Source organism: Actinoplanes utahensis, from assembly GCF_016862455.1.
Lineage (GTDB): Bacteria > Actinomycetota > Actinomycetes > Mycobacteriales > Micromonosporaceae > Actinoplanes > Actinoplanes utahensis.
In genome coordinates this window covers 48,659-68,963 of the sequence record NZ_BOMZ01000077.1, presented here as the reverse complement: position 1 = coordinate 68,963, position 20,305 = coordinate 48,659, and the positions used below count along the sequence as shown (strand labels likewise).

The 20,305-nt window shown below is 72.5% G+C and carries 22 protein-coding genes; 11 read left to right on the top strand and 11 right to left on the bottom strand.

All coding sequences use genetic code 11. The features are described 5' to 3' along the window. Positions 1 to 11: 11 nt before the first annotated feature. On the bottom strand, positions 12 to 881 hold the full coding sequence (locus Aut01nite_RS25960; protein ID WP_043526652.1) for a S1 family peptidase: 870 nt from the start codon (positions 879 to 881) through the stop codon (positions 12 to 14). A gap of 146 nt (positions 882 to 1,027) precedes the next feature. Between Aut01nite_RS25960 and Aut01nite_RS25955 the strand changes: the two genes are divergently transcribed. The 3 genes from Aut01nite_RS25955 (at position 1,028) to Aut01nite_RS25945 (ending at position 3,821) form a co-directional block, all read left to right on the top strand. Further along, a complete protein-coding gene (locus Aut01nite_RS25955; RefSeq protein ID WP_043526650.1) occupies positions 1,028 to 1,687 on the top strand; it encodes a response regulator transcription factor in 660 nt (219 codons plus the stop codon). Then, entirely contained in the window at positions 1,684 to 2,766 is a 1,083-nt protein-coding gene (locus Aut01nite_RS25950; protein WP_043526648.1) for a sensor histidine kinase, read from the top strand. The genes Aut01nite_RS25955 and Aut01nite_RS25950 overlap by 4 nt, the downstream gene beginning before the upstream one ends. Before the next feature lie 131 nt (positions 2,767 to 2,897). After that, positions 2,898 to 3,821, top strand: coding sequence for a TolB family protein (locus tag Aut01nite_RS25945; protein ID WP_083999204.1), 924 nt, complete (start codon positions 2,898 to 2,900; stop codon positions 3,819 to 3,821). A 50-nt stretch (positions 3,822 to 3,871) separates the two neighbouring features. Here Aut01nite_RS25945 and Aut01nite_RS25940 read toward each other — a convergent pair whose 3' ends face one another. From Aut01nite_RS25940 to Aut01nite_RS25930, 3 genes are read right to left on the bottom strand one after another with little or no spacing between them, the layout of a single operon-like run. Beyond that, entirely contained in the window at positions 3,872 to 4,324 is a 453-nt protein-coding gene (locus tag Aut01nite_RS25940; protein WP_152628787.1) for a permease-like cell division protein FtsX, read from the bottom strand. Then, positions 4,321 to 4,806 carry a permease-like cell division protein FtsX gene (locus tag Aut01nite_RS25935; RefSeq protein WP_204037685.1) on the bottom strand — a complete coding sequence of 162 codons (486 nt, stop codon included), beginning with the start codon at positions 4,804 to 4,806 and terminating at the stop codon, positions 4,321 to 4,323. Before Aut01nite_RS25935 ends, Aut01nite_RS25940 begins: the two co-directional genes overlap by 4 nt. 11 nt (positions 4,807 to 4,817) lie before the next feature. After that, positions 4,818 to 5,261 (bottom strand): anthrone oxygenase family protein, encoded by a 444-nt coding sequence (locus Aut01nite_RS25930; protein WP_043526641.1) that lies wholly within the window; start codon positions 5,259 to 5,261, stop codon positions 4,818 to 4,820. Positions 5,262 to 5,351: 90 nt separating this feature from the next. On the opposite strand from Aut01nite_RS25930, the gene Aut01nite_RS25925 reads away from it, so the two are divergent. Next, positions 5,352 to 5,930 carry a TetR/AcrR family transcriptional regulator gene (locus tag Aut01nite_RS25925; RefSeq protein ID WP_043526640.1) on the top strand — a complete coding sequence of 193 codons (579 nt, stop codon included), beginning with the start codon at positions 5,352 to 5,354 and terminating at the stop codon, positions 5,928 to 5,930. A gap of 87 nt (positions 5,931 to 6,017) precedes the next feature. On the opposite strand, the gene Aut01nite_RS25920 is transcribed toward Aut01nite_RS25925, so the two are convergent. The 3 genes from Aut01nite_RS25920 to Aut01nite_RS25910 all read right to left on the bottom strand — a co-directional run bounded on the left by Aut01nite_RS25920 (position 6,018) and on the right by Aut01nite_RS25910 (position 9,069). Continuing rightward, positions 6,018 to 6,740, bottom strand: a complete 723-nt coding sequence (locus tag Aut01nite_RS25920; protein ID WP_152628786.1) for a hypothetical protein — start codon at positions 6,738 to 6,740, stop codon at positions 6,018 to 6,020. Between the two features lie 64 nt (positions 6,741 to 6,804). Then, positions 6,805 to 7,596, bottom strand: coding sequence for a substrate-binding domain-containing protein (locus Aut01nite_RS25915; RefSeq protein ID WP_052163901.1), 792 nt, complete (start codon positions 7,594 to 7,596; stop codon positions 6,805 to 6,807). A gap of 264 nt (positions 7,597 to 7,860) precedes the next feature. Then, positions 7,861 to 9,069 carry an MFS transporter gene (locus tag Aut01nite_RS25910; protein WP_052163900.1) on the bottom strand — a complete coding sequence of 403 codons (1,209 nt, stop codon included), beginning with the start codon at positions 9,067 to 9,069 and terminating at the stop codon, positions 7,861 to 7,863. 117 nt (positions 9,070 to 9,186) lie between these two features. Here Aut01nite_RS25910 and Aut01nite_RS25905 point away from each other — a divergent pair, with 117 nt between their 5' ends. Both Aut01nite_RS25905 and Aut01nite_RS25900 read left to right on the top strand, forming a co-directional pair. Beyond that, positions 9,187 to 9,837: a ThuA domain-containing protein gene (locus tag Aut01nite_RS25905; protein WP_043526637.1), complete on the top strand. Its 651-nt coding sequence runs from the start codon at positions 9,187 to 9,189 to the stop codon at positions 9,835 to 9,837. A 35-nt stretch (positions 9,838 to 9,872) separates the two neighbouring features. Continuing rightward, positions 9,873 to 11,348, top strand: coding sequence for a glycoside hydrolase 5 family protein (locus Aut01nite_RS25900; RefSeq protein ID WP_052163899.1), 1,476 nt, complete (start codon positions 9,873 to 9,875; stop codon positions 11,346 to 11,348). Between the two features lie 6 nt (positions 11,349 to 11,354). Here the strand turns inward: Aut01nite_RS25900 and Aut01nite_RS25895 are convergent, their stop codons facing one another. Further along, a complete protein-coding gene (locus Aut01nite_RS25895) occupies positions 11,355 to 12,665 on the bottom strand; it encodes a serine hydrolase domain-containing protein (protein ID WP_236642771.1) in 1,311 nt (436 codons plus the stop codon). A gap of 105 nt (positions 12,666 to 12,770) precedes the next feature. Here Aut01nite_RS25895 and Aut01nite_RS25890 point away from each other — a divergent pair, with 105 nt between their 5' ends. Both Aut01nite_RS25890 and Aut01nite_RS25885 read left to right on the top strand, forming a co-directional pair. Beyond that, positions 12,771 to 13,412: a VHL beta domain-containing protein gene (locus Aut01nite_RS25890; protein WP_152628784.1), complete on the top strand. Its 642-nt coding sequence runs from the start codon at positions 12,771 to 12,773 to the stop codon at positions 13,410 to 13,412. 14 nt (positions 13,413 to 13,426) lie between these two features. Then, the gene (locus tag Aut01nite_RS25885; RefSeq protein ID WP_043526633.1) at positions 13,427 to 14,239 is read left to right on the top strand and encodes a hypothetical protein; all 813 of its coding nucleotides are present in this window, start codon (positions 13,427 to 13,429) and stop codon (positions 14,237 to 14,239) included. A gap of 3 nt (positions 14,240 to 14,242) precedes the next feature. Here the strand turns inward: Aut01nite_RS25885 and Aut01nite_RS25880 are convergent, their stop codons facing one another. Continuing rightward, positions 14,243 to 15,205 carry a hypothetical protein gene (locus Aut01nite_RS25880; protein ID WP_152628783.1) on the bottom strand — a complete coding sequence of 321 codons (963 nt, stop codon included), beginning with the start codon at positions 15,203 to 15,205 and terminating at the stop codon, positions 14,243 to 14,245. 47 nt (positions 15,206 to 15,252) lie between these two features. On the opposite strand from Aut01nite_RS25880, the gene Aut01nite_RS25875 reads away from it, so the two are divergent. From Aut01nite_RS25875 to Aut01nite_RS25865, 3 genes are read left to right on the top strand one after another with little or no spacing between them, the layout of a single operon-like run. Then, positions 15,253 to 15,546, top strand: coding sequence for a dihydrofolate reductase family protein (locus tag Aut01nite_RS25875; protein ID WP_083999198.1), 294 nt, complete (start codon positions 15,253 to 15,255; stop codon positions 15,544 to 15,546). After that, positions 15,539 to 15,784 carry a hypothetical protein gene (locus Aut01nite_RS25870; protein WP_043526630.1) on the top strand — a complete coding sequence of 82 codons (246 nt, stop codon included), beginning with the start codon at positions 15,539 to 15,541 and terminating at the stop codon, positions 15,782 to 15,784. Before Aut01nite_RS25875 ends, Aut01nite_RS25870 begins: the two co-directional genes overlap by 8 nt. Further along, entirely contained in the window at positions 15,781 to 16,158 is a 378-nt protein-coding gene (locus tag Aut01nite_RS25865) for a hypothetical protein (RefSeq protein WP_152628782.1), read from the top strand. Before Aut01nite_RS25870 ends, Aut01nite_RS25865 begins: the two co-directional genes overlap by 4 nt. A 52-nt stretch (positions 16,159 to 16,210) precedes the next feature. Here Aut01nite_RS25865 and Aut01nite_RS25860 read toward each other — a convergent pair whose 3' ends face one another. Both Aut01nite_RS25860 and Aut01nite_RS25855 read right to left on the bottom strand, forming a co-directional pair. Continuing rightward, positions 16,211 to 17,467: a multidrug effflux MFS transporter gene (locus tag Aut01nite_RS25860; protein WP_052163896.1), complete on the bottom strand. Its 1,257-nt coding sequence runs from the start codon at positions 17,465 to 17,467 to the stop codon at positions 16,211 to 16,213. Positions 17,468 to 17,587: 120 nt separating this feature from the next. Then, entirely contained in the window at positions 17,588 to 20,269 is a 2,682-nt protein-coding gene (locus Aut01nite_RS25855) for an alpha/beta hydrolase family protein (protein ID WP_204037682.1), read from the bottom strand. Positions 20,270 to 20,305: the final 36 nt, after the last annotated feature.

Genomic DNA, 20,305 nt, shown 5'->3' with positions numbered 1-20,305 from the left:
GGAAGGCTCGGTCACCGGCGGGCGCGGCGCGCGATGGTGAGACCGCCGAGCAGGCCGGCCGCGATCAGCAGCGCCGCCGTGCCGATCAGGCTCCACGGCGGGCCGGTCCGCTCGGTCGTGGTCGCGGTGATCCACTCGGCGAGGTTGTCGACGCGGGCGCTCATGTCCGGTCCCGGATGCGGGCAGCCGGGACCGGTGCTGACCAGGGCCACCAGGACGGGTTCACGGTCGCGGGACTCCCGGAAGTACGGGCCTCCCGAGTCGTGCCGGCACGGGCTGGTGTCCTGGCGCGGCGCGTGCCCGGACGCCTCCAGGAGGGTGTCGCCGACGGCGCCGACCACGAACCGGCCGGTCTGCATCCGTTCCGCCGGGCCGATCCCGTTCGGTCCGTCGACCAGGCCGAACCCGGTCAGCCGCAGCACCTCACCGGGCTCCGGCGGCGTGGTGGCCAACCGGATCGGGGTGATCCCGGGGACCGGGTCGGCGAGCTCGGCGAGAGCCACGTCGGTGTGGCCGGCCTGATGCACGGCGACGACGTCGGCCTCGTACCCCGCAACGCTGTTGATCTCGGTCCGCCCGATGACGGCGGTGGTCCGCCCGGCGACGGTGCGGCTCACCCGCTGCCCCGAGGCGTCCCGGAAGCAGTGCCCGGCGGTGATCACCCAGCGCGGCGCGATCAGCGCGCCGGAGCAGGAGCTGTCCCGGCTGCCGCCACCGTCGGCGGGCAGCCCGGTCATGGTGAGCCGGACCGAGAACGGGTACGCCCCGGGCCGCGCGTTCTCACCGTTGGCGATCGCCACGGCCGGCTGAGCGCCCGGGAGGACGGTGGCGGCGGCCGCCACGGCGACGACCAGAAGACGAGTACGGAGAGTGCCTGACAAGGGTGACCGTCCCTGCGTTCGGCGGTAGGGGCCACCCATGTTCGCGGCGGGTCGGTCCGGCGACCGTCATCGACGCCTTTATCAACGGCTTATGTTCGATGTGACAACGTGTCCCGGGGTCGGGGCGCAGAACCGGAGGACGAGGCATGCGGGTGCTGGTGGCGGACGACGAACGGCTGCTGGCGGACACCGTCGCGCAAGGGCTGCGCAAGCTGTCCATGGCCGTCGACGTGGTGTACGACGGCGACACCGCCCTGGAACGCCTCGGCGTGAACCGGTACGACGTCGCCGTCCTCGACCGGGACATGCCCGGGCGGACCGGTGACAAGCTGTGCCGGTGGCTCACCGGCTCCGGCGACAACACCAAGATCCTGCTGCTGACCGCGGCCGCCGGGATCCGCGACCGGGTCGAGGGCCTCGGACTCGGCGCCGACGACTACCTGACCAAACCGTTCGCGTTCGCCGAACTGGCCGCCCGGGTGCAGGCGCTGTCCCGGCGTTCCGCGCCCGCGCTGCCGCCGGTGCTGGAACAGGACGGGATCGTGCTGGACAGCACCCGGCACACCGCCTCCCGCGACGGGGAGCTGCTGGCCCTGTCGTCGAAGGAGTTCGCCGTCCTGCATGTGCTGATGCGGGCCGGCGGGCGCGTGGTCAGCGCCGAGGAACTGCTCGAACAGGCGTGGGACGAGCACGCCGACCCGTTCACCAACACGGTCCGGATGACGGTGATGACGTTGCGCCGCAAACTCGGTGACCCGCCCGTGCTGCACACGGTGCGCCGCGCCGGGTACCGGCTGGGCCGATGAGCACCCGCTCCCCGGCCCGGCGGATGCTGGCGCTGTGCCTGCTGGTGATCCTCGCCTCCCAGGCGGCCGACATCGCCGCGCCGCTGCTGGTCCTCCTCTGGGACGAATTCGTGCCACCGATCTGCGGAGTGCCGAGCGAGACCTCGCCGTACGTGTGCGACATGGTGTTCCGGCATCCCAGCATCATCGACGCCGGCACGCTGCTGCTGGTCCTCGCCGTCATCCTGGCCGCCTGCTTCCCGGCGGTACGGTGGTGCCTGCGCCCCCTGCGCGACCTGGTCGCCGTGATCGCCGACGTCGGGCCGCAGAACCTCGGCCACCGGCTGCGTCCCGGGCCAGGCACGGACGAACTGGCGGTCCTCGGCCGCACCGTCGACGAGATGATGGACCGGATCGCCGTCGGGTACGAGGCGCAGCGCCGGTTCGCCGCCGACGCCTCCCACGAACTGCGCACCCCGCTCGCCGTCCAGCGGACCCTCATCGAGGTGAGCATGTCCGACGATCTCACCGCCGACCAGCTCGACCTGCTCACCGCCCAGCTGCTGGCCACCAACGAACGCAACGAACGGCTGATCGAAGGCCTGCTGGTGCTCAGCGAGAGCGACCGCGGCCTGATGACCCGCGCCCCGCTGCGCCTCGACGAGATCACCGCCGACGTGCTGGCCGCCCACCGGTCCCGGGCCGCCGACGCCGACGTGAAGATCACCAGCAGCCTCCAGCCGCGCGTCGTGCTCGGCGAGAAGGTGCTCCTCGATCGACTGATCACCAACCTGGTGCAGAACGCGATCAAGTACAACCGGCCGGGCGGCACCGTCGACGTGCGGGTCGGCGACGATCCGGCCCTGGTCGTGGTGAACACCGGCGAGGACGTGCCACCGGAGGAGGTGACCGCCTTGTTCGAGCCGTTCCGGCGGCGCGCGGCCACTCGCATCGACCACAGCGGCGGGGCCGGGCTCGGACTGTCCATCGCCCGGTCCATCACCCAGGCCCACGACGGCCTGATCACCGCCTCCTCCACCGGCCACGACGGCCTCACCGTCGAGGTGTCCCTGCCCGCAGCAGCGCAGGGTCTCGGATGACCGGGGGTCAGCAACCTCTCGGCTAACGCCGCCTCTTTGCAGGATGATCCGGGCGGTCCGGTTCGGACAGCGGGTTGAACGGCTCTGCAAGAGTCGGGCATGACACCGACGAGCGGTGAAAGGAGCAATTGATGCTTCGATACCGGAACATGCTCGCCGCGGGGGCGATCGCCGCGACACTGCTGGCCGCGATGCCTGCCGGCCCCGCCTCGGCGGCGGCTCCGGCGGGGCCGGGCGGCCGGATTCTGTACCTGGCGGTGGACCGCAGCCACGGCACGGGCGAGCTGCGCAGCACCCTGCCCGACGGCACCGGGGATGCCGGATACGGGCGCGAGCTCCCGTGGTACGCGAGTCCTGACTACTCCCCCGACGGCACCGAGATCACCTACGTCGAAGGCTTCGACGTCCGGGCCTTCTCCGCGGTGAACGGCTCCGATGACCGCCTGCTGGGCGGTGCGCCGTGCGGGCCGGGGATCCCGCGCTGGTCGCCGGATGGGCAGTGGGTGGCGTTCGAGTCGTGCGGGGACATCTACGCGGTGCGCGCGGACGACACGGCGCCCAGTATGCGCAATGTGACAGCGAGCGATCTCAACGACCTGTGGCCGGCGTGGTCGCCGACCGGGGCCCGGATCGCCTCCGCCACGCTGCCGGGTGTGCACGTCTACCGGGCCGACAAGCCCGCCGCCCCGCGGCAGGTCAGCGATCTGGCGAAGGCGCGCGGCCTGGACTGGAGCCCGAACGGCCGGACGTTCGCCGTGGAGGCCGCCGGTGACCTGTGGCTGGTGGACGCGATCACCGGGTGGGAGCGGCGGCTGACGAACACGCCGGACGTGTTCGAGTCGACGCCGATCTGGTCGCCGGACGGGCGGTGGATCGCGTACGCCAGCGGGCCGGCCGCGCCGCCGACGCCGCCGCATCCGGAGGATCCCGCTCCGCCGCCCCTGGAGAGCACGGAGTCGCTGAACCCGCAGATCTGGGTGATGACGGCGGCCGGCACCCAGCGGCATTCGACCGGGGTGGCCGGCACGCCGACCAGCTGGCGGGCCGGGCAGTGATCCGCTGACGCCGGGTGGGGTGACCGGTTCCGGTCACCCCACCCGGCGGTTCAGCATTCGGTTCCGGTCCGCGGGCGGCCGTCCTCGTCGAACTGGCCGATGCGGACGGAGTCGACTCCGGCGTCGTCCTTCACCTCGGCGTACGGCGTGCAGTCGAAGTCGCGGCCGGTCGTGTCGATCACCAGCGTCTCGGGGAAGGAGTCCGCGGTGACCTGCTCGGGTGGGGTCTCGCCGGAGTCCGCCCACGATCGCAGGTAGTCGGCGTAGTTCTGCTCCGGAGTGCGCAGCCGGACCTGGCCGTCGGCGGCGAGCCCGGCCAGGGTCGTCCGGATCGCCTCGGTCTGTTCGGCGGTCACCTTCTTGTCGAGGAACACACGAACCTCGTAGTCGTTGACCGGCAGATGCCGCCAGCCGGCGAGCAGCAGCACCGCCGAGGTCACGGCCACCCCGGCCAGGGCGGAGACACCGGACACCACGAGATGTACGGGCCGGAGGGCGTTCACCGGCGGCACACGATCGCTGAGCGGAGGCCGGTGCCGCCGTGCACCCGATCCACCGACAGGCTGTCCACGGCGGCATCCGCGTGGACGCCGGCGAGAGTGTCGCAGTCGAAGGTGCGGGCGCTGACCGAGATCTTCAACCGTTCGTTCATCAAGGCGGGGGTCACCGAGTCCGGCAGTTCGCCGTTGTCCGCCTCCCACTTCCGGCGGAACTCCTCGAACTGCTCCTCCCTGGTCACCACCTGTACATCCTCTCCCGGCAGGGCCTTCGCGAGCGTCCCGCGGACGGTGTCGCGCTGCGCCGTCGTGGCCTTGACCTCCAGCGCGACGGTCACCTCGTACCGGTGCACCGGCACTTGTCGCCAGCCGGCGAGGAGCAGCACCGCCACGGTCAGGGCCGAACCGGCCAGGACGGAGATCCCGGCGACGGCCAGGTGCACCGGCCAGCCCCGCCGCGGAGGGGCCGATTCATTCGAGTCGATCACGGGCGCACAATCTACAAGGCGGCGGCCAGGAGGGCGAAGGCGCCGATGATGACGGCGACGCGGATGTAGTGCAGGCGGTCCCAGCGGTTCGCCTGCTGCTTCCAGTCGGCGGGCCGGTTCTCCGGGGTCCACGTCTTGCTGCGGTTGTTGATCGGGACGAGCAGCAGGACCGACATGATCACGCTGAGCAGCAGCAGTGCGCCGGCGATGACGGTGAGGCCGCTGCCGTGGTGGCGCCATCCGGCGACGGCCCAGATCGCCACGAGGACGAGGGATCCGATGTACCAGAACGGCATCAGAGCGCCGAGCATCCGGCCGCCGTGGGCACGGCCGAGTTGGCCGCTGTCGCGGGGAAGCGCGTCGAGGATCGGGTTGAGGACGAAGGCGACGGAGAACTCCACCCCCACCATCACCCCGACGATCACGACGGTGAACACCTGGAGCGCGTCGAGCATGGCGGATCTCCTTGAATCTAGCGTCGCTAGGTAGTGAGGCAACGCTAGACCTACTGCTGCTCGATTGTCTAGCAGTGCTAAGGTTCGGGAATGTCGGTACAGGAACGCAGGCGCCGCGAACGGGCCGAGCGGGAGCGCCTCATCGTGGCGACCGCCCGCGAACTCGCCGAGCACCAGGGCTGGGACGCGGTCACCACCCGCCGGCTCGCCGAGCGGATCGAGTACAGCCAGCCCGTCCTCTACAGCCACTTCCGCGGCAAGCGGGAGATCATCGGCGCGGTCGCCCTCGACGGCGCCGCCGAGATGGCGGCGGAGCTGCGGGCCGCGACCGCCGGGCCGGACACGCCCCGCGCCCGGGTCGCCGCCCTGGCCCACGCCTACTTGGACTATGCCGCCCGCCATCCGGCGGTCTACGACGCGATGTTCGAGCTCGACGGTGGACTGGCCTTCGCGGACGAGGACACGCCACAACCGCTCAAGGACGCCTTTGCGGCCCTGCTGGAGACCCTGCGCGACGTCGCCGGGGAAGGTGTTCCTCCGGGACTGTTCACCGAGGTGTTCTGGGCGGCCCTGCACGGGCTGGCCACCCTCACCCGGGCGGGACGGCTTCCACCCGGGGACACCGACCCCCGGGTGGAGCTGCTGGTGGACCGGCTGGCCCGGATGTGACGCCGGCTCACCGGCGGCCGAGCCGGGCGCGGCGCGCCTTCAGTCCGGGCCGGCGTCCGGGCCCGCCAGGGTGAGCGCGACGTGCCTTCAGTCCGGGCCGGTCGCCGGGCCGGCCAGGGTGGGCGCGATGACGGCGGAGGCGGCGGCCAGCAGGGACAGGCCCTCGGCGGCGGCGCGTACCCGCAGTTTCAGGTACGCCTCTGCGGGATCGGTCTGCTCGCTCGCGCCGAGCAGCACCACCGCGAGCTGGATGCTCTGGCGCACCGACAGCGCCTCGGTGAACCCGGCGATCAGCTCCGCGCAGCCGGCATCGCACATGCGGGTGTCGTCGCACTCCTCGGGCCACGGCAGGTCCGGGTCGTAGGCGGCGCCGATGCCGGCGGCCAGCGGCGCCAGCCGGTCGGGGTCACGCCCGTACAGGTCGAGGCTGGCGACCGCGGTGCCGCTGCCGGTGAACAGTGGCACCGACGTCGCGCCCAGCCCCAGTTCGGTGGCCGTGTCGCGGAAATTCGGCCAGCTCATCGTGCCCGCGCCGGACTGGCAGGCGTCCGGCGGTCCCATGCTGTCCTGAGCGGCCCGGGTCACGCTGTCGACGCCCTGCACCAGGTCGCCGCTCGCCGCGACGACGCAGGAACCGTCGTCGGGCCGCCGGACGATCGCCGCGTAGTCGACGGCGGCGATCCGGTCGGCTGCCAGGCGGGCGACTTTCTGCAGGTCGTCGGCGATCCCGGGTACGTCGTCCGGCGTCTCGGCAAGCGCCACGAGCGCTTCGGCCAGCGGCTGCCGCACATGAGTCGGAGTGTGCGTCACCGTGCTCCTCCCCCAGTTGATGCCATCACGACTGATTGCGGTCATTACCCCGTTTAGCCGCTTTTCACACGATTGGTGATTTCGTCGTTGCCGTCCCTGTGCCCTTTCCCTGGAGACGATCGATCAAGCGCCGTGCCCGCACCGGATCAGCTGGGATCGTCCGCGGGACGATCTGCCACTCGTGCCGCGACGAGGTGACGGTGGCCCGGCCGAGGGCCACCCGGGCGCAGTGGGCGCCCTGGTCGCGCAGCGACTGCGCCACGGTGGTCAGGCCGGCCGGCGCGGCGGTGTCACTGTCGTCCCAGCCGGTGACGACCAGGTCCGCGGGCACACGCAGCCCGAGGGCGCCGGCGGCACGCAGGGCACCGAGCGCCAGCTCGTCGCTCATCGCGGCGATCGCGTCCGGCGGGTCGTCGCCGCGCGGCAGTTCGAGGCTGAAGCGTTCACCCTCGGTGATGTGGATGGTCGGGCACACCGCCAGCCGCAGCCCGGCGGCCGGATGCCCCGCGCCGGTCCAGGCGTCCCGGAAGCCGACGGCGAAGCCGTCCACGGCGGCTTGGGCGACGCGTTGCACGTCGGTCGGCGAGCCATTGATCGGTACGAGGGTGAGCCCCATCCCCTCGGCCGCGCAGACGTCGGAGACCCCGGCGAGGAAACGAGCGGCCTGCGGATCGTCGAAGGCGTAGCTGAGCCGTTCGCCGAGCACCACACCGAGTGAGCCGGCCCGTCCGTGGCGCAGGGAGCGGGCGCCCGGATGCGGGCCGGGGTAGCCGAGGCGCTCGGCGGCCTCACGTACTTTCGCCGCGGCCTCGACCGAGACCCGGTCCGGCTGGGAGTAGGCATAGGAGACGGTCATCGGCGAGACGCGGTGTCGAAGGCCGACGCCTGGCTCAACGGCCGCGACTACGTGCTGCCCGACGACGTGAAGGCGCACACCGTGCCGCCGGCAGGCGGACGAGGTTTCCTCTCGCCCGCTCGGCCGGGATCTTGGGAGCTTGTGGCGGCCCGGCGGGCGCAACCTCCCAAGATCGACAGGATGGAGACGAATTGGCCGGCTGATTGTCAGTGCTGTCCCAGCGCAGCTGAGGCAGCACCGACAATCAGCCGGCCGGGTGAGGTCTCAGGTCCCGGCCGGGTGCACGGCCTGCCGGTGGGGCCGGACGGCAGCGGGCATCAACAGGCCGGTGAGTGCGAACAGGGCGCCCAGCACGTACCAGCCGGGGAAGCCCCAGGTGATGCAGAGGGCGATCAGCAGACCGGGCCCGGCGGCTTCGGCGAGTCCCGCGCCCAGGCCGAAGACGCCCAGGTACTGACCGGTGGCCTCGGCCGGGGCCAGCGCGAACGACACCTCGAAACCGCCGGCCGCGTGCCACATCTCGCCGACCGTGTGCACCACCGCCGCGCCGATCAGCACCAGGGCGGCGGCCCAGCCGGGCAGTGATCCGCTCAGTGGGATCAGCGCGCAGGAGACGAGGAACGCGGCACCGGCCCGGCGGTAGGCGGCCGCCCCGGCGGCCGGCGAGTCGATGCCGCGGCTGGCCCGCACCTGGAACAGCACGACGATGACGGTCGCGGTGATCATCGTCGCGGAGATGGACCAGTGTGGGGCCGTGGTCGCGCTGACCACCCACAGCGGGATCGCCACGGTGAGCACCTTGAACTGCAGCGCCATCACCCCGTCGATGGCGGTGATCAGCAGGTAGCGCCGGTCCCGCAGTGCGGGCCGGCGCGGACCGGTCACCGCCGGGGACGGCCACCCGGGCGGCAGGAACAGCACGAACACCGCCGACGCCGCGGTCGTCACCGCGATGCCGGCGACCATCGCCTGGTAGGCGGAGGTGGTGCCGACCTGGACGGCCCATCCGGCGAACGCCGCGCCGACCGAGACGCCCGCGTTGGTGACCGCCCGCAGGTAGGCCCGGAACTGCTGGGGACGGTCGCCGCCGTGCCGCCGGATCAGCGGGCTGCGGGCCGCCATGCCCGCGGTCTTCGCCGCCGTCGCCACGCTGACCGCCGCCACGAACGGCCAGAACGAGTCGACCGCCACGAACGCCGCGGTGGCCACGGCCTGGACGAGCAGGGTGACGACGTAGACACCGCGCGCTCCGATCCGGTCGGCGAGGTGCCCGGCCGCGATGCCCTGGGCCAGGGCGAACGTGCCGGCGATGCCGAGCCCGATCCCCACCTGGCCGGCGGGCAGCCGGACCGCCTCGGTGAAGTAGAGGACACCGGCGGTCAGATAGAGCCCGCTGCCGAGGGTGAACACCAGATTCGCCGCGGCGAGCAGACGCTGCGGCCCGGTAGCGGGAATCAGCCCGCCCAGTCTCATGCCCGCCATCCTGCCGTAAGGACCGAGAAGCCTTCAAGTGATTACATCCAGCTGCCTGCGGAGGCCGCCGAGAGTCATTGGATGATGGATGAGCCTCGCTGCCACGGAAGGAATCCGATGCCACCTCGCGTGCTCGTCTTCACCCGCACCACCGGTTACCGGCACGACTCGATCCCGGATGCGGTCGCCGCGCTCGATGGCGGTGAACTGCCGCGGGTGACCGTGTCGGAGGATCCGGCCGATGTCGCGGCCTGCGGCCGGTACGACGTCGTGGCGTTCGTCTCCACCACCGGTGACGTTCTCGACGCGCGGGGCCGTGACGCGCTGCGGTCGTTCGTCGAGGGCGGCGGCGGTTTCACAGGGGTGCACTCGGCGGCCGCCACGGAGTCGTCCTGGGACTGGTACGCGGACCTGCTCGGCGCCCGGTTCGCCGGCCATCCAGAGGGCGTGCAGAAGGCGACGGTACGCGTCGACGACGGCCACCCGTCGACCGCGCACCTGCCGTCGTCCTGGGTGTTCGCCGACGAGTGGTACGCCTTCTCCGACGTCCGCCCCGGCTCGACGCTGCTGCTCGACGTCGACGAGAGCACCTACCGCCCGGCCGGGTACGCCATGCCGGATCCGCATCCGCAAGCCTGGTGCCGCTCGGTCGGCGCGGGCCGCAGTTGGTACACCGCGCTGGGTCACAGCGCGGCGGCCTGGTCCGACGGCCGGTTTCGCACCCATGTGGCGAACGGCATCCGCTGGGCCGCGGGCGCATTAACTTAAACTCCTCAACTTTCTATGCGGACGGCAGCGATTCGGTGGCGCCGGCCCCGGACGGGGTCTACTTCCAATATTGGGACGGCACGAGACCGGCTTTCAACGACGGGCCGAACGGTCTGGAACGCCTCGACCACGTCATCGACTCGGCGCGACGGCACGGCCTGAAACTGGTGCTGCCGCTGACCAACAACTGGTCCGACTTCGGCGGCATCGATCAATACGTACGCTGGCGCGGCGGCTCCCACCACGACGACTTCTACACCGATCCCGTCATCAAGGGCTGGTACCGGGATTACCTCGACCACGTCCTCAACCGCGTCAACACGATCACCGGGGTGCGGTACAGGGACGATCCCACCATCATGACGTGGGAACTCGGCGACGAACCGCGCTGCAAGGGCTCGGGCGTCTATCCGCAGAGTCCGTCCTGCACCACCGCGACCATCACCGCGTGGGCCGACGAGATGTCCCGGCACATCAAGTCGATCGACGAGCGGCACCTGGTCAGCGTCGGCGACGAGGGCTTCTTCTGTGACGGGCCGGACGCGCCGGACTGGATCGACGACTGCGGCGAGGGCGTCGACACCATCGCGCTGACGAAACTGCCCGCCATCGACGTGATGTCGTACCACCTGTACCCGGACGGCTGGGGCGACCGCACCCCGCAATGGGGCGCCGAATACATCGCCCGGCACAACCGGGAGGCCGCGCGGCTCGGCAAGGCGGTGATGCTCGGTGAGTTCGGGTGGAAGGACAAGAACACCCGGAATCCGGTCTATCAACGATGGCTGGACGAGTTCACCCCTACCGGAGGGAACGGTTTTCTGTATTGGATCCTCTCCGGGTCGCAGGACGACGGCACGCTCTCCCCCGACTACGACGGATTCACCGTCTACTGCCCGAGTCCGGTGTGCACGACCGTCAGCAACGCCACCAGGGAGATCGCGTCCGGGCAACGGTCGCTGCCGCCGGTCGCCGACCACGACACCGCGGTCACCGCATCCGGCACGCCGATCACCCTGCGACCGGCGGCGAACGACATCGCTTACCGCACGAGGATCCGGCCGGCGAGCATCGCGGTGCTCGCCTCGTTCGAGACCGGCACCGAGGGCTGGGCGTCCGCGTCCTGGCAGGCCAACGGCGGCACCGTCGAGCAGACCACCGCCTTCGCCACCCACGGCGCCCACGGGCTGCGGGTGAACGCGGCCGACGGCGGCTGGTTCGGGGTGACCTTCGCCGAGCCGGTCGACCTGTCCACCCGTACCGCCCTGACCTACGACCTGCGGACCGGCCCGGTGGCCGGCACCAACGCGGCGATCGCCGTGCAGACCGGCGACGGGCTCGCCTGGCGCCAGTCCGACTTCACCTGGGTCGACCAGGACACCACCACCACGGCGACCATCGACCTGCTGTCCGCGATGTCCTGCGACAGCACGGCGCTGGCCGACGTCCGCGTCCTGTGGATCTACATCAACCCGGGCGCCGTCGACATCGACCACGTCCGGGCCGAGTGACAGCGGTCAGAGGTGCGCGGCGAGGGCGTTCGCGACGGCGGCGCGCACCGGATCCGGGTTCGCCCAGCTCCAGTTCGGGTGTGCCCGGTTGGTGAGCAGCACCAGGACCAGCCGGCGGCGCGGCTCGACGACCAGCGACGTGCCGGTGAACCCGGTGTGCCCGAACGTGGCCGGCCCGGCCAGCCGGCCCATGAACCACGGCTGGTTGAGCGTCACCCCGAGCCCGTGGTCGGAGGGGCGGCCGGGGCGGTCGGCGTCGTACGCCCGCTTGCCCTGGTTGGCGTTGACCAGCATCCGCCGCACGATGTCCGCCGACAGGATCCGCCGGCCGTTGTGGATCCCCTCGTCGAGCAGCATCTGCCCGATGACCGCCACGTCCCGCGCGGTGGCGAAGACACCCGCGTGACCGGCGACCCCGCCGAGCACGTTGCACACGTCGTCGTGGACGACACCCCGCAGCAGGCCCCGCGAGCTGCGGGCGTCGGTGGCGACCAGCCGCTGCGCGCGGGCCGCCGCGGTCAGCCACGTCAGCGGCAGGAACCCGGTGTCGCGCAGGCCGAGCGGGGTGAGCACCTCGTCGGCCAGCGCCCGGTCCAGGGACTTCCCGGTCAGCTTCTCGACCAGCTGCCCGAGGACCATCAGCCCCGTGCTGGAGTAGCGGAACGCGTCGCCCGGCACGCCTCCGGGCACCAGCGGGGCGGTGAGCACCGCCCGGCGGCGGGCGGCGGCGTCGGGCAGGCCGGTCACCTTCACACCGACCGGCAGCGCCCCGGTGTGCGTCAGCAGCATCGCCACCGTCACCCGGTCCTTGCCGGCGCCGGTGAACTCCGGCAGGTACCGCCGCACCGGCGCGGCCAGGTCGACCTTGCCCTGGTCGACCAGGCGCAGCGCCAGGATCGCGGTGTAGACCTTGGTCAGCGAGGCCAGGTCGAAGATCGAGTCGGGCCGCATGGCGACCCGCTCGGCGGCCGGCAGCTCCCGGGGACCGGCGGCGTAGCGCAGGGCGTGCCCGACCGCGGTGTGCATGGTGATCCTGCCGTCCACCATGGCCAGCGCGACCGCCCCGGCATAGCCCGGATGCGCGGGGTTCTGCGGGGTGGGTTTCAGGTTGCTGTGCAGGATGCCGGTGACGGCCTCGGTGTACGCGGCGGTCGCCTTCCCTCTCCGCACGGCGGCCTTCGCCCCCGGAAGGTCGGCTTTGGTGGCGGGCACGGCGGAGGCCCGCGGTTGCCCCGTCGCGGACGGCTGGGTCGGGTTGGCGCAGCCGGCGAGCGTGGCGGCGCCGGCGGCCAGGACGATACGGCGGGTGACATGCACCCGAGCATGATCGCAGAAGCCGGCCGCCATTCACATCACCGAATGGTCGCCGATCCGGCGCCGGGCGCTCCCCCGCACGGGTCCGGGGATACTACCGTCGGTGGCGTGAGCGAGAAGCTGCCCGAGATCCCCGAGGCGTACCAGCCGCCGGCGCACCCGCCGGAGACCGCCGCCGAGCCAGCCCTGCCGGAGACGGACACCGCCTACCGGCCGCACGTGGTCCCGGGACAGGTTCCCCAGCCACCCGTGCCGCCGCGCGGCACCCGGAGCCGATCGGGTCTCGTCGTCGCGGCAGTCGTTCTCGGGGTCACCCTGCTCGGCGGCCTGGTGGCGATCTCCGCCCAGCTCCGGACGCGGGAGGAAACCCCGCCGCCGTCCGTGCCGGCTGTCGTGCCGCAGGACACGACCGCGACCGCGGCCGCGACCGCCACCGCGACCGCCGCGCCGCCGCCGGCCGCCGCGTTGCCGGAGCTCACCGCGCTGCCCCCGAGCGCCGAGACAGAGGACCGCGAGGTGACGTACGGGGACGTGACCTCGATCCGGTTCGTCAACGTCTCCGCCGAGCCGGTCACCGTTCTGTGGCTCGACTACCAGAAGCAACGCGTCCGGTACATGGATCTGACACCCGGCCAGAGCTACGACCAGACGACCTACGCCGGTCACCTGTGGGTGGTGACGCACGCCGACGGCGCCGCCGTCGCGCTGTACCAGGCGACCGCCGAGGCCGCCCAGGCCGTCATCCGTTGAGAGCCCGCCCGATCATGCGTTCCCAGCGGATCGTTCTCGTGGCGGCCGCGCTGTTCGCCGTGACACATGCCGTCGGGGTGCTCCTCGCGGCGCCGGTCTGGCGTTTCGCGGAGCTGCTGAGTCTGGCGTCGCTGATCCTGTACGCGGTGGTGAGTGGGCTGCCCGCACCCCGGTGGGCGCTGCCGGCCGCCCTGGCGGTGCTGCTCGTGGACGCGGTCCGGACACTTTCCGGCACGCCCGGCGATGCGGACTACGACTGGCAGGTGCGCACGCCGGCGGACGGGATCGACACGACATCCGGGTTCGGGTCCGCGCTGGCCGCGTGGTGGGCGCCGCTCGTCGCGGTGGTGCTGCTGCTGACCGTCCGGGCTCGCGGGCGACGGCCGTCGCCTGTGGTCACCGCCGTCGCGGCGACCGCGGCGGTGCTGATCACCGGCTACGCGGTGGTACGGGTGATCGGTGTCGGGCTCCTGGCCCCGCAAGCCGACGCGGTGATCGCGGTGAGCCTGGCGGTGCTGCCCGCTGTCGTCCTCGGCCTGGCCGCCGTCACGCTCGCGGCGGCCCTGGCCGGGCGCGGGCACCGGCTCGCCGCCGCCGGAGCGTCCCTGCTGGCCGTCGTCGCGCTGCCGACCATCGACGCGGGAGTCGCGGCGACACCGTTGCCGTACGCCGCGAGCAACGACCCCGGCCTGTTCGGCTGGGATCTCATCATGCCCACGATGGCGATGCCCCAGCCGGTGCCGGCGCTGACGACCGTCCTGGAGATGGCGGCGTTCCTGCTGCTCGTGGCCGGCCTGACCGGATCACGGGCGGTCAGGCCGCAATGAGCGTCACCCCGCGGCCACCAGGCGGCGGTAGACGTCCACCGCGGCCGGCACCTGCTGCAGGCCCTGCTCGTTGCCCGCCGCGTCCGGGCCCGCCCACCATTTCATGAACCGGGCCGGTGGCATGCCCGCGTAGTCGGGACTGATCCTGCCGGGATCGGCCGCCGCCGCGGTGATCGTGCGGACCCAGCCGACGAACCGGGCGGCGTCACCCCGTACCGTCGTGCCGATCTCGCCGACCGCCCACGGCCGGCCGGTCGTGCGCCACACCGCATGCGGATAGCGGAAGAACTCGTCGGGTGTCGCGTACCGCCCCTGGTCCGGCGGCATGCCGGGGAACACGTAGGTGTCCCAGGAGACGACATCCGCCGGGTCGTCACGCTCGACGAACTCGCTCCAGTCGGCGCCCCGCTTCCCGGCGTGGTAGTGCTGCCAGTACCACATCAGATTCTTCTCGAGAGACGTCCGCGTACGGGCGGGGTGCGCGTCGACGATCCGGCGGTAGGCGCGGTAGGTGCCGAGGTAGACGTCCGGGGCGGCACGCGGATCCCGCCGCCGGCCCCAGTCGTCCTGCACCTCGTGGAAGTAGATCACCGACAGCCGGACGCGGTGCTCCCCCGCCCAGTCCAGCAGCGCCCGCAACCGGCCGTCGTCGCGGGTCTTGTGCGAGATGGTGATCGTCTCCTCGGGATGCCGCTCGGCCGCCCAGGTGAGCAGCGTGCCCACCATGTTCCGCTCACCGGGAAGCGGCAGCCGCCCACCGGCGAACAGCCGGATGCCGATGGGGCCGCCCCCGTACAGCTCGCGCTGCTCCGCATAGAGCCGCCGGAACGTGTCGGCGTCGTCGCTGGGCGGTCCCTGCGTCGACGCGATCACACCGAACCGGGTCGCCGAGGCCGCTTCAGCGGGCATGCCGGTCACGGTGACCAGTCCCGCCCCGAGCGCCGTCGCCATCAGATGTCGCCGCATGACCATCCCCACTGTCTAGCCCACGGCACGGCCGTCAGCCTCGACAAATGGCTCGAGTCATCTGTTCGGTGGCGTCCTCCCTGGACGGCTGTCACACCGAATCCGCGGGCGGCCTGACCATCGAAGGCCCGACGACGCTCGCGCACAGCGCGCTCCGGCTGGGCCTCGTCGACGTGGTCGAGTTGTTGCTCTGCCCGACCGTCGTCGGCGGCAGAACCCGGGTGCTCCCCGACGGGCTGCGGCTGGCCCTGACGCTCACCCGGGAACGCCGCTTCGCCAACGGCATGGTCCAGCTCACCTACGACGTCCACGACCGGGCGGGACTGACGGACCGTGCCTGACGACGACGTGCCGGACGATCTCGACGAGATCATGCTGCTCAGCCAGGAGCAGTACGAGTTCCTGCGGAAGGCCCACGAGGAAGGCGGCACGACGGGAGCCGGGATGCCGCGGACGTGGGTCTTCCCCGTCTCCGTGGAGATGCGCAGGGCTGGTCGTTCTCGAATCGTCCGTCGCCGCATCCGCGGGCGCGGGGCGGCCCGGCTGACTGGACCGGTTCTCCTATCGTGGCCGCCATGACAGCGCCGGACTCGTTCGCTCGACTGGTCGCCGAGCAGGCCGCGTCGGAGCATCCGTGGGGTGCCCGGGCCCGGCAGTGGGGTCTGCTCACCGTCTTCGCCCAGCTGTGGGAGTCACTCCTGCTGGCCCCGTCCGGCGAGGTGTTCGTCGATCGGGGCCTGCCGGACGCGGCGCTGTCCGCCGCCACCGGCGACGAGCGCGAGACCGCTCACGCCCAGGCGGCCCGCCGTCATCCGGAGCTGCGTCACCTGATGCCCCGGCGCCCGCCGGGCGCCCGGACCTGCCCGCAGTGCGACGGGTCCGGGGAGATCGCCCTGCCCGGGGGACGGCGGTTCTTCTGCGGCCCGCCCTGCAACACCAAGGGCTGGGTGTGAACGGAAGCGGGCCGGTCGAGGATTCGACCGGCCCGCGTGCGGTGGTGCTGGCTCAGTGCACGGCGACGGCGACGGCCGGCTCGGAGCGTTCGGCGGGGAGGCGGCCCGGCCGCACGATCAGGTAACAGACCAGGGTGGCGGCCAGCATGCCGCCGAACACCACCACCGCCATCGCGACCGCGCCGACGCCGAGCACCCCGACGAGCGGCGCGGCCAGGGCGCCGACGCCGAACTGGACGGCGCCGAGCAGGGCCGCGGCGGTTCCGGCGGCCTCGCCGTGGCGGGACAGGGCCAGGGCGGGCGCGTTCGGCATGGCGAAGCCGACCATCGCGAGGACCAGCCACAGCGGGATCAGGATGCCGGGCAGGCCGCCGGTGCCGGTGCCGGCCAGGATCAGCAGGATCAGGCCGAAGACGGTGCCGGCCACCAGGGCGCCGCTCATGATCTGCTGCGGGGTCCAGCGGCGCAGCAGGCGCACGTTGAACTGGGTGGCGGCGATCAGGCCGATGGCGCCGCCGGCGAAGACCAGGGCGAACTCCTGCTCGCTCATGCCGTACCCGTCCTGGAAGACGTACGACGAGCCGCTCACGTAGGCGAACAGCGCGGCCATCGCCAGGCCGGCGACCAGGATCAGGCCGACGTAGACCCGGTCGGTGAGCAGCCTGCCGTAGTCGCGGGCGGTGCCGAGGACGCCGCCGCCGCGGCGCTGGGCGGGTGGCAGGGTCTCCGGCAGCACGATCGCCGACACCGCCATGATGGTGACGCCGATGACGGTCAGGACGACGAACACGCCGCGCCAGGACGTCCAGTTCAGCACCAGGCCGCCGATGGTCGGGGCGAGGATCGGGGCGACGCCGACGACGAGCATCAGCCGGGAGAACAGCCGGGCCGCGGCCAGGCCGGTGAACAGGTCGCGCACCATGGCGGTGGCGACGACGGTCGCGGCGGCGGCGCCGAGGCCCTGCAGCACCCGCAGCGTGCCGAGCACCGCCACGTTCGGCGCGATCACGCAGAAGACCGAGGCGAGCACGTGCACGGCGATGCCGGCCAGCAGCGGGAACCGGCGCCCGAACGCGTCGGACAGCGGGCCGACCAGCAACTGCCCGAACGCCAGGCCGACGAGCGTGCCGGTCAGGGTGAGCTGCACGGACGCGGCGGTGGTCTGCAGGTCGTCGGTGATCGTCGGCAGGGACGGCAGGTACATGTCGATGGTGAGCGGCCCCAGGGCGGTGAGGAAGCCGAGCACGAGCACGATCCGGAAACGGCGCCCGAGCGGGAGCCGTTCGCCGGGAGAAAGGGGCAGGGTCACACCTGGCGACAAGTCTCCCCGGGCCCGCCAGCTTCCGCCCACCACGGTTTCGTTGCGGTGGTCACAATTTCGGCGAAGGCCCGGCCCGGCGAGAAGACGCCGGACCGGGCCGTTTCCGGGTCAGTCGGTCAGGGTGCCGGTGATCGGTGACAGGGCGACCGGCTCCTGGACGCCGGGCAGGAACACCATCGGCAGGAACCGGAGGTGTTCCGGGCCCTCGGCCTCGGTGTCGGTGACGGTCGGCGTGGTCACGGTGAACGTGGTCGTGCCCGGCTCGATCTCGATGAACGGCTGCAGGAAGGTGCTGGACAGCGGCCGGGACGGTTGCGGGTCCTCGCCGCTGACCGAGGTGAACCATGCGGGGTCCACGTCGGTCGAGGAGAGCTCGGTACCGGTCGCCGGTTTCTCGGGCAGCAGCACCAGGTACAGGTACGCGTCGGCGGCCCCGGACAGGTTCACCGTCCAGGTCAGCGGTGATCCTTCGGCGGCGGTCGCGGCCGGGGTGATGGTGATCTCCGGCGCCGGCTCGTCGTCGCGGACGAGGACGCCGCCGTCGTGGTCGCCGACCACGGCGTTGCGCAGCGCCTTCGCCGACACCGTGTACCGCAGGTCGCCGCTGTAGGTGGTGTTGCCGAGCACCGACACCGGCACCGGGATCCGCGTGGTGCCCGGCCTGATGTCGGTCACCCAGCTCGTCGTCCGGTAGGTGCGCGGATCGGTCAGGAACAGCCGCACCTGGGCGGGCAGCTTGCCGCGCACCTGGACCGGCACCGTGTACGTGGTGGTCCCCGAGTCGGTCTCCCCGACGTCGAGCTGTCCCACGTCGATCCGGTCGAGCGGGGCCGGCCGCGGATCGGGGGTGCCGGGCCGCCAGCCCCACGCGTCGATCAGCCAGGCCGGCCCGCCGCCCTGCGGGGTGATCTCCAGAGCGGTCACCGCACGGACGTCGCGCGGCAGTGGCAGCCGGACCTCCTGAGCCCAGTACGAGCGGGTGGAGTCGCTGCCGGGCAGCCCGGTGACGGTGGCCGTGCCGAGCGTGGACCGCCGACCCCGGTCGTCGGTGACGGCGACGGTGAACGGCGTGGCGGGCGCGTTCGGCGGCACGATCAGCCGCAGCGCCAGCTGATGCGATCCGGCGACCGGCATCGCCCGGGCCGGTTTCAGGGTTCCGGTCGTGCCGCCGGTCAGCGCCACCGCGTACCGGCCCGGCTCGGGTTGCCAGAACGGCACGAAATGCGGCGACTCGACGGCGATCTCGGGGTCCATCAGGCAGGCGGCGTCGTCCGGGTCGCCGCTCACCTGCGGGCAGAGCCGGGCACCCCGGACGCCGAGCGACGCGTCCGGAACGATCGCGGCGCTGCGGTTCGCCCCGATGGCGTGCGCCAGTACCCGCGCCGGGCCGGCCGACGGCGCCCGTACCCCGGAGCCGTCCAGCAACGGCCGGGCCCGCTCGTCACGGGCGACGAACAGCGACGCCGCCGCCGCGATGTAGGTCGCGCCCGCCGTCTGCTGCTGCTCCGCGGTCAGCCGGGCCGGGGCGACCCCGGCCGTACACAGCGGGTCGTCCTCGGCCCACACGTCGTCGAAGGCCGGCCCGGCCGCCTGCCCGGGGGTCCACTCGGTGTTGAAGTAGTTGTGGTTCGCCCCGATCATGTACAGCGCGCTGTGCAGCGCCCGTCCGGAGCTCACCCCGCGCGTCGCGTCGACGAACATCTGCCCTTGCAGGTCGGCGACGTCCCCGTCGCAGCCGGGCAGGATGGTCACCGACGGCACGTCCGGTTGCGGGTTGTGGCCGAAGATGGTGGGCCCGACCAGCACCTGCCCGCGGATCGTCCAGCGCACCGGGCCCCGGTAGTCGTCGGGGGCGGGCGGGGCGAGACTGTCGATCGCGGCCCGGTTCACCCCTTCGCCGCCGCGCGAGTGGCCCATCAGCAGCACCTGGGACAGGTCGGCCCGGGGCAGCGCGCGGACGACGGCGGGCGCACCGGCCCGGCCGCTGCCGGCCCAGTCGGCCCAGCGGGCGAGGTGGGTGCGCACCAGCGACGAGCGGGCCTGCGCGCCGCCGTCGGTGTCGGCGCCGTCCTGGCCGTTGATGCCGTTCGCCGAGATCGACACGGTGAGGTAGCCCTGCGAGGCGAGCAGCTGCTGCGCCTGGAGGTAGCCGCGGTGGCTGGGCACCGGTTCGGCGCCGGACGGGCACGGCCACTGGCCGAGGATGAAGCCCTCCTCACCGGGGACCCAGCAGGTCCAGTGGCGGCCGTGCAGGAACAGCGCGAGCGGCCGTCTGCCGGGCGCGTTCACCGGTCCGACCACGACTGCCTGCATCTCGACCGGCTGCGGATAGGTGGAGAGCTTGATGCCGGGCAGCGTGTATTCACCGGTCGTCGTCGTGTACGGCCCCGGCACGCCGGGGTCGAACGTGTGGGCCGGCTGTTCGGCGGCCGTGGCCGGTGCGGCAGCCGCTCGTTTCGGGGCCTTCGGCGCGGCCGCGTCCACCCGCCGGCCGCCGATGCGCACCTGCAGGTCGGACAGCTTGCCGGTGGCCCCGCCCGATAGCACGAACGTCTTCAGATCGGCGGCGCCGCGGGCCCGGCCGAGCAGCCGGTCGCCGGCCCAGAACTCGACGGCGGCGTCCCCGGGCGGGATGATCCGCTCGCTGGTCCAGGTCAAGGCGCCCTTGTCGAAGGACCAGCCGGGCGGCAGCACGCTCGCCACCGGCTCGGGTGGCTCCGCCGACGCGGGTACCGGTACTCCCAGGAGCAGCGCGCTCGCCGCCGCCACGGCGATCAGCATTCTTCGCATGCGCCCGTTCTACTCGACCCATGCAAATACGTGGAT

What these genes read in the sequence shown, in the direction of transcription:
- Aut01nite_RS25955 (WP_043526650.1), top strand. Translation starts at nt 1,028, where the DNA reads ATGCGGGTGCTGGTGGCGGACGACGAACGGCTGCTGGCGGACACCGTC.
- Aut01nite_RS25950 (WP_043526648.1), top strand. Translation starts at nt 1,684, where the DNA reads ATGAGCACCCGCTCCCCGGCCCGGCGGATGCTGGCGCTGTGCCTGCTG.
- Aut01nite_RS25945 (WP_083999204.1), top strand. Translation starts at nt 2,898, where the DNA reads ATGCTTCGATACCGGAACATGCTCGCCGCGGGGGCGATCGCCGCGACA.
- Aut01nite_RS25930 (WP_043526641.1), bottom strand. Translation starts at nt 5,261, where the DNA reads ATGCTCGACGCGCTCCAGGTGTTCACCGTCGTGATCGTCGGGGTGATG.
- Aut01nite_RS25925 (WP_043526640.1), top strand. Translation starts at nt 5,352, where the DNA reads ATGTCGGTACAGGAACGCAGGCGCCGCGAACGGGCCGAGCGGGAGCGC.
- Aut01nite_RS25915 (WP_052163901.1), bottom strand. Translation starts at nt 7,596, where the DNA reads ATGACCGTCTCCTATGCCTACTCCCAGCCGGACCGGGTCTCGGTCGAG.
- Aut01nite_RS25910 (WP_052163900.1), bottom strand. Translation starts at nt 9,069, where the DNA reads ATGAGACTGGGCGGGCTGATTCCCGCTACCGGGCCGCAGCGTCTGCTC.
- Aut01nite_RS25905 (WP_043526637.1), top strand. Translation starts at nt 9,187, where the DNA reads ATGCCACCTCGCGTGCTCGTCTTCACCCGCACCACCGGTTACCGGCAC.
- Aut01nite_RS25885 (WP_043526633.1), top strand. Translation starts at nt 13,427, where the DNA reads ATGCGTTCCCAGCGGATCGTTCTCGTGGCGGCCGCGCTGTTCGCCGTG.
- Aut01nite_RS25880 (WP_152628783.1), bottom strand. Translation starts at nt 15,205, where the DNA reads ATGCGGCGACATCTGATGGCGACGGCGCTCGGGGCGGGACTGGTCACC.
- Aut01nite_RS25875 (WP_083999198.1), top strand. Translation starts at nt 15,253, where the DNA reads ATGGCTCGAGTCATCTGTTCGGTGGCGTCCTCCCTGGACGGCTGTCAC.
- Aut01nite_RS25865 (WP_152628782.1), top strand. Translation starts at nt 15,781, where the DNA reads ATGACAGCGCCGGACTCGTTCGCTCGACTGGTCGCCGAGCAGGCCGCG.
- Aut01nite_RS25855 (WP_204037682.1), bottom strand. Translation starts at nt 20,269, where the DNA reads ATGCGAAGAATGCTGATCGCCGTGGCGGCGGCGAGCGCGCTGCTCCTG.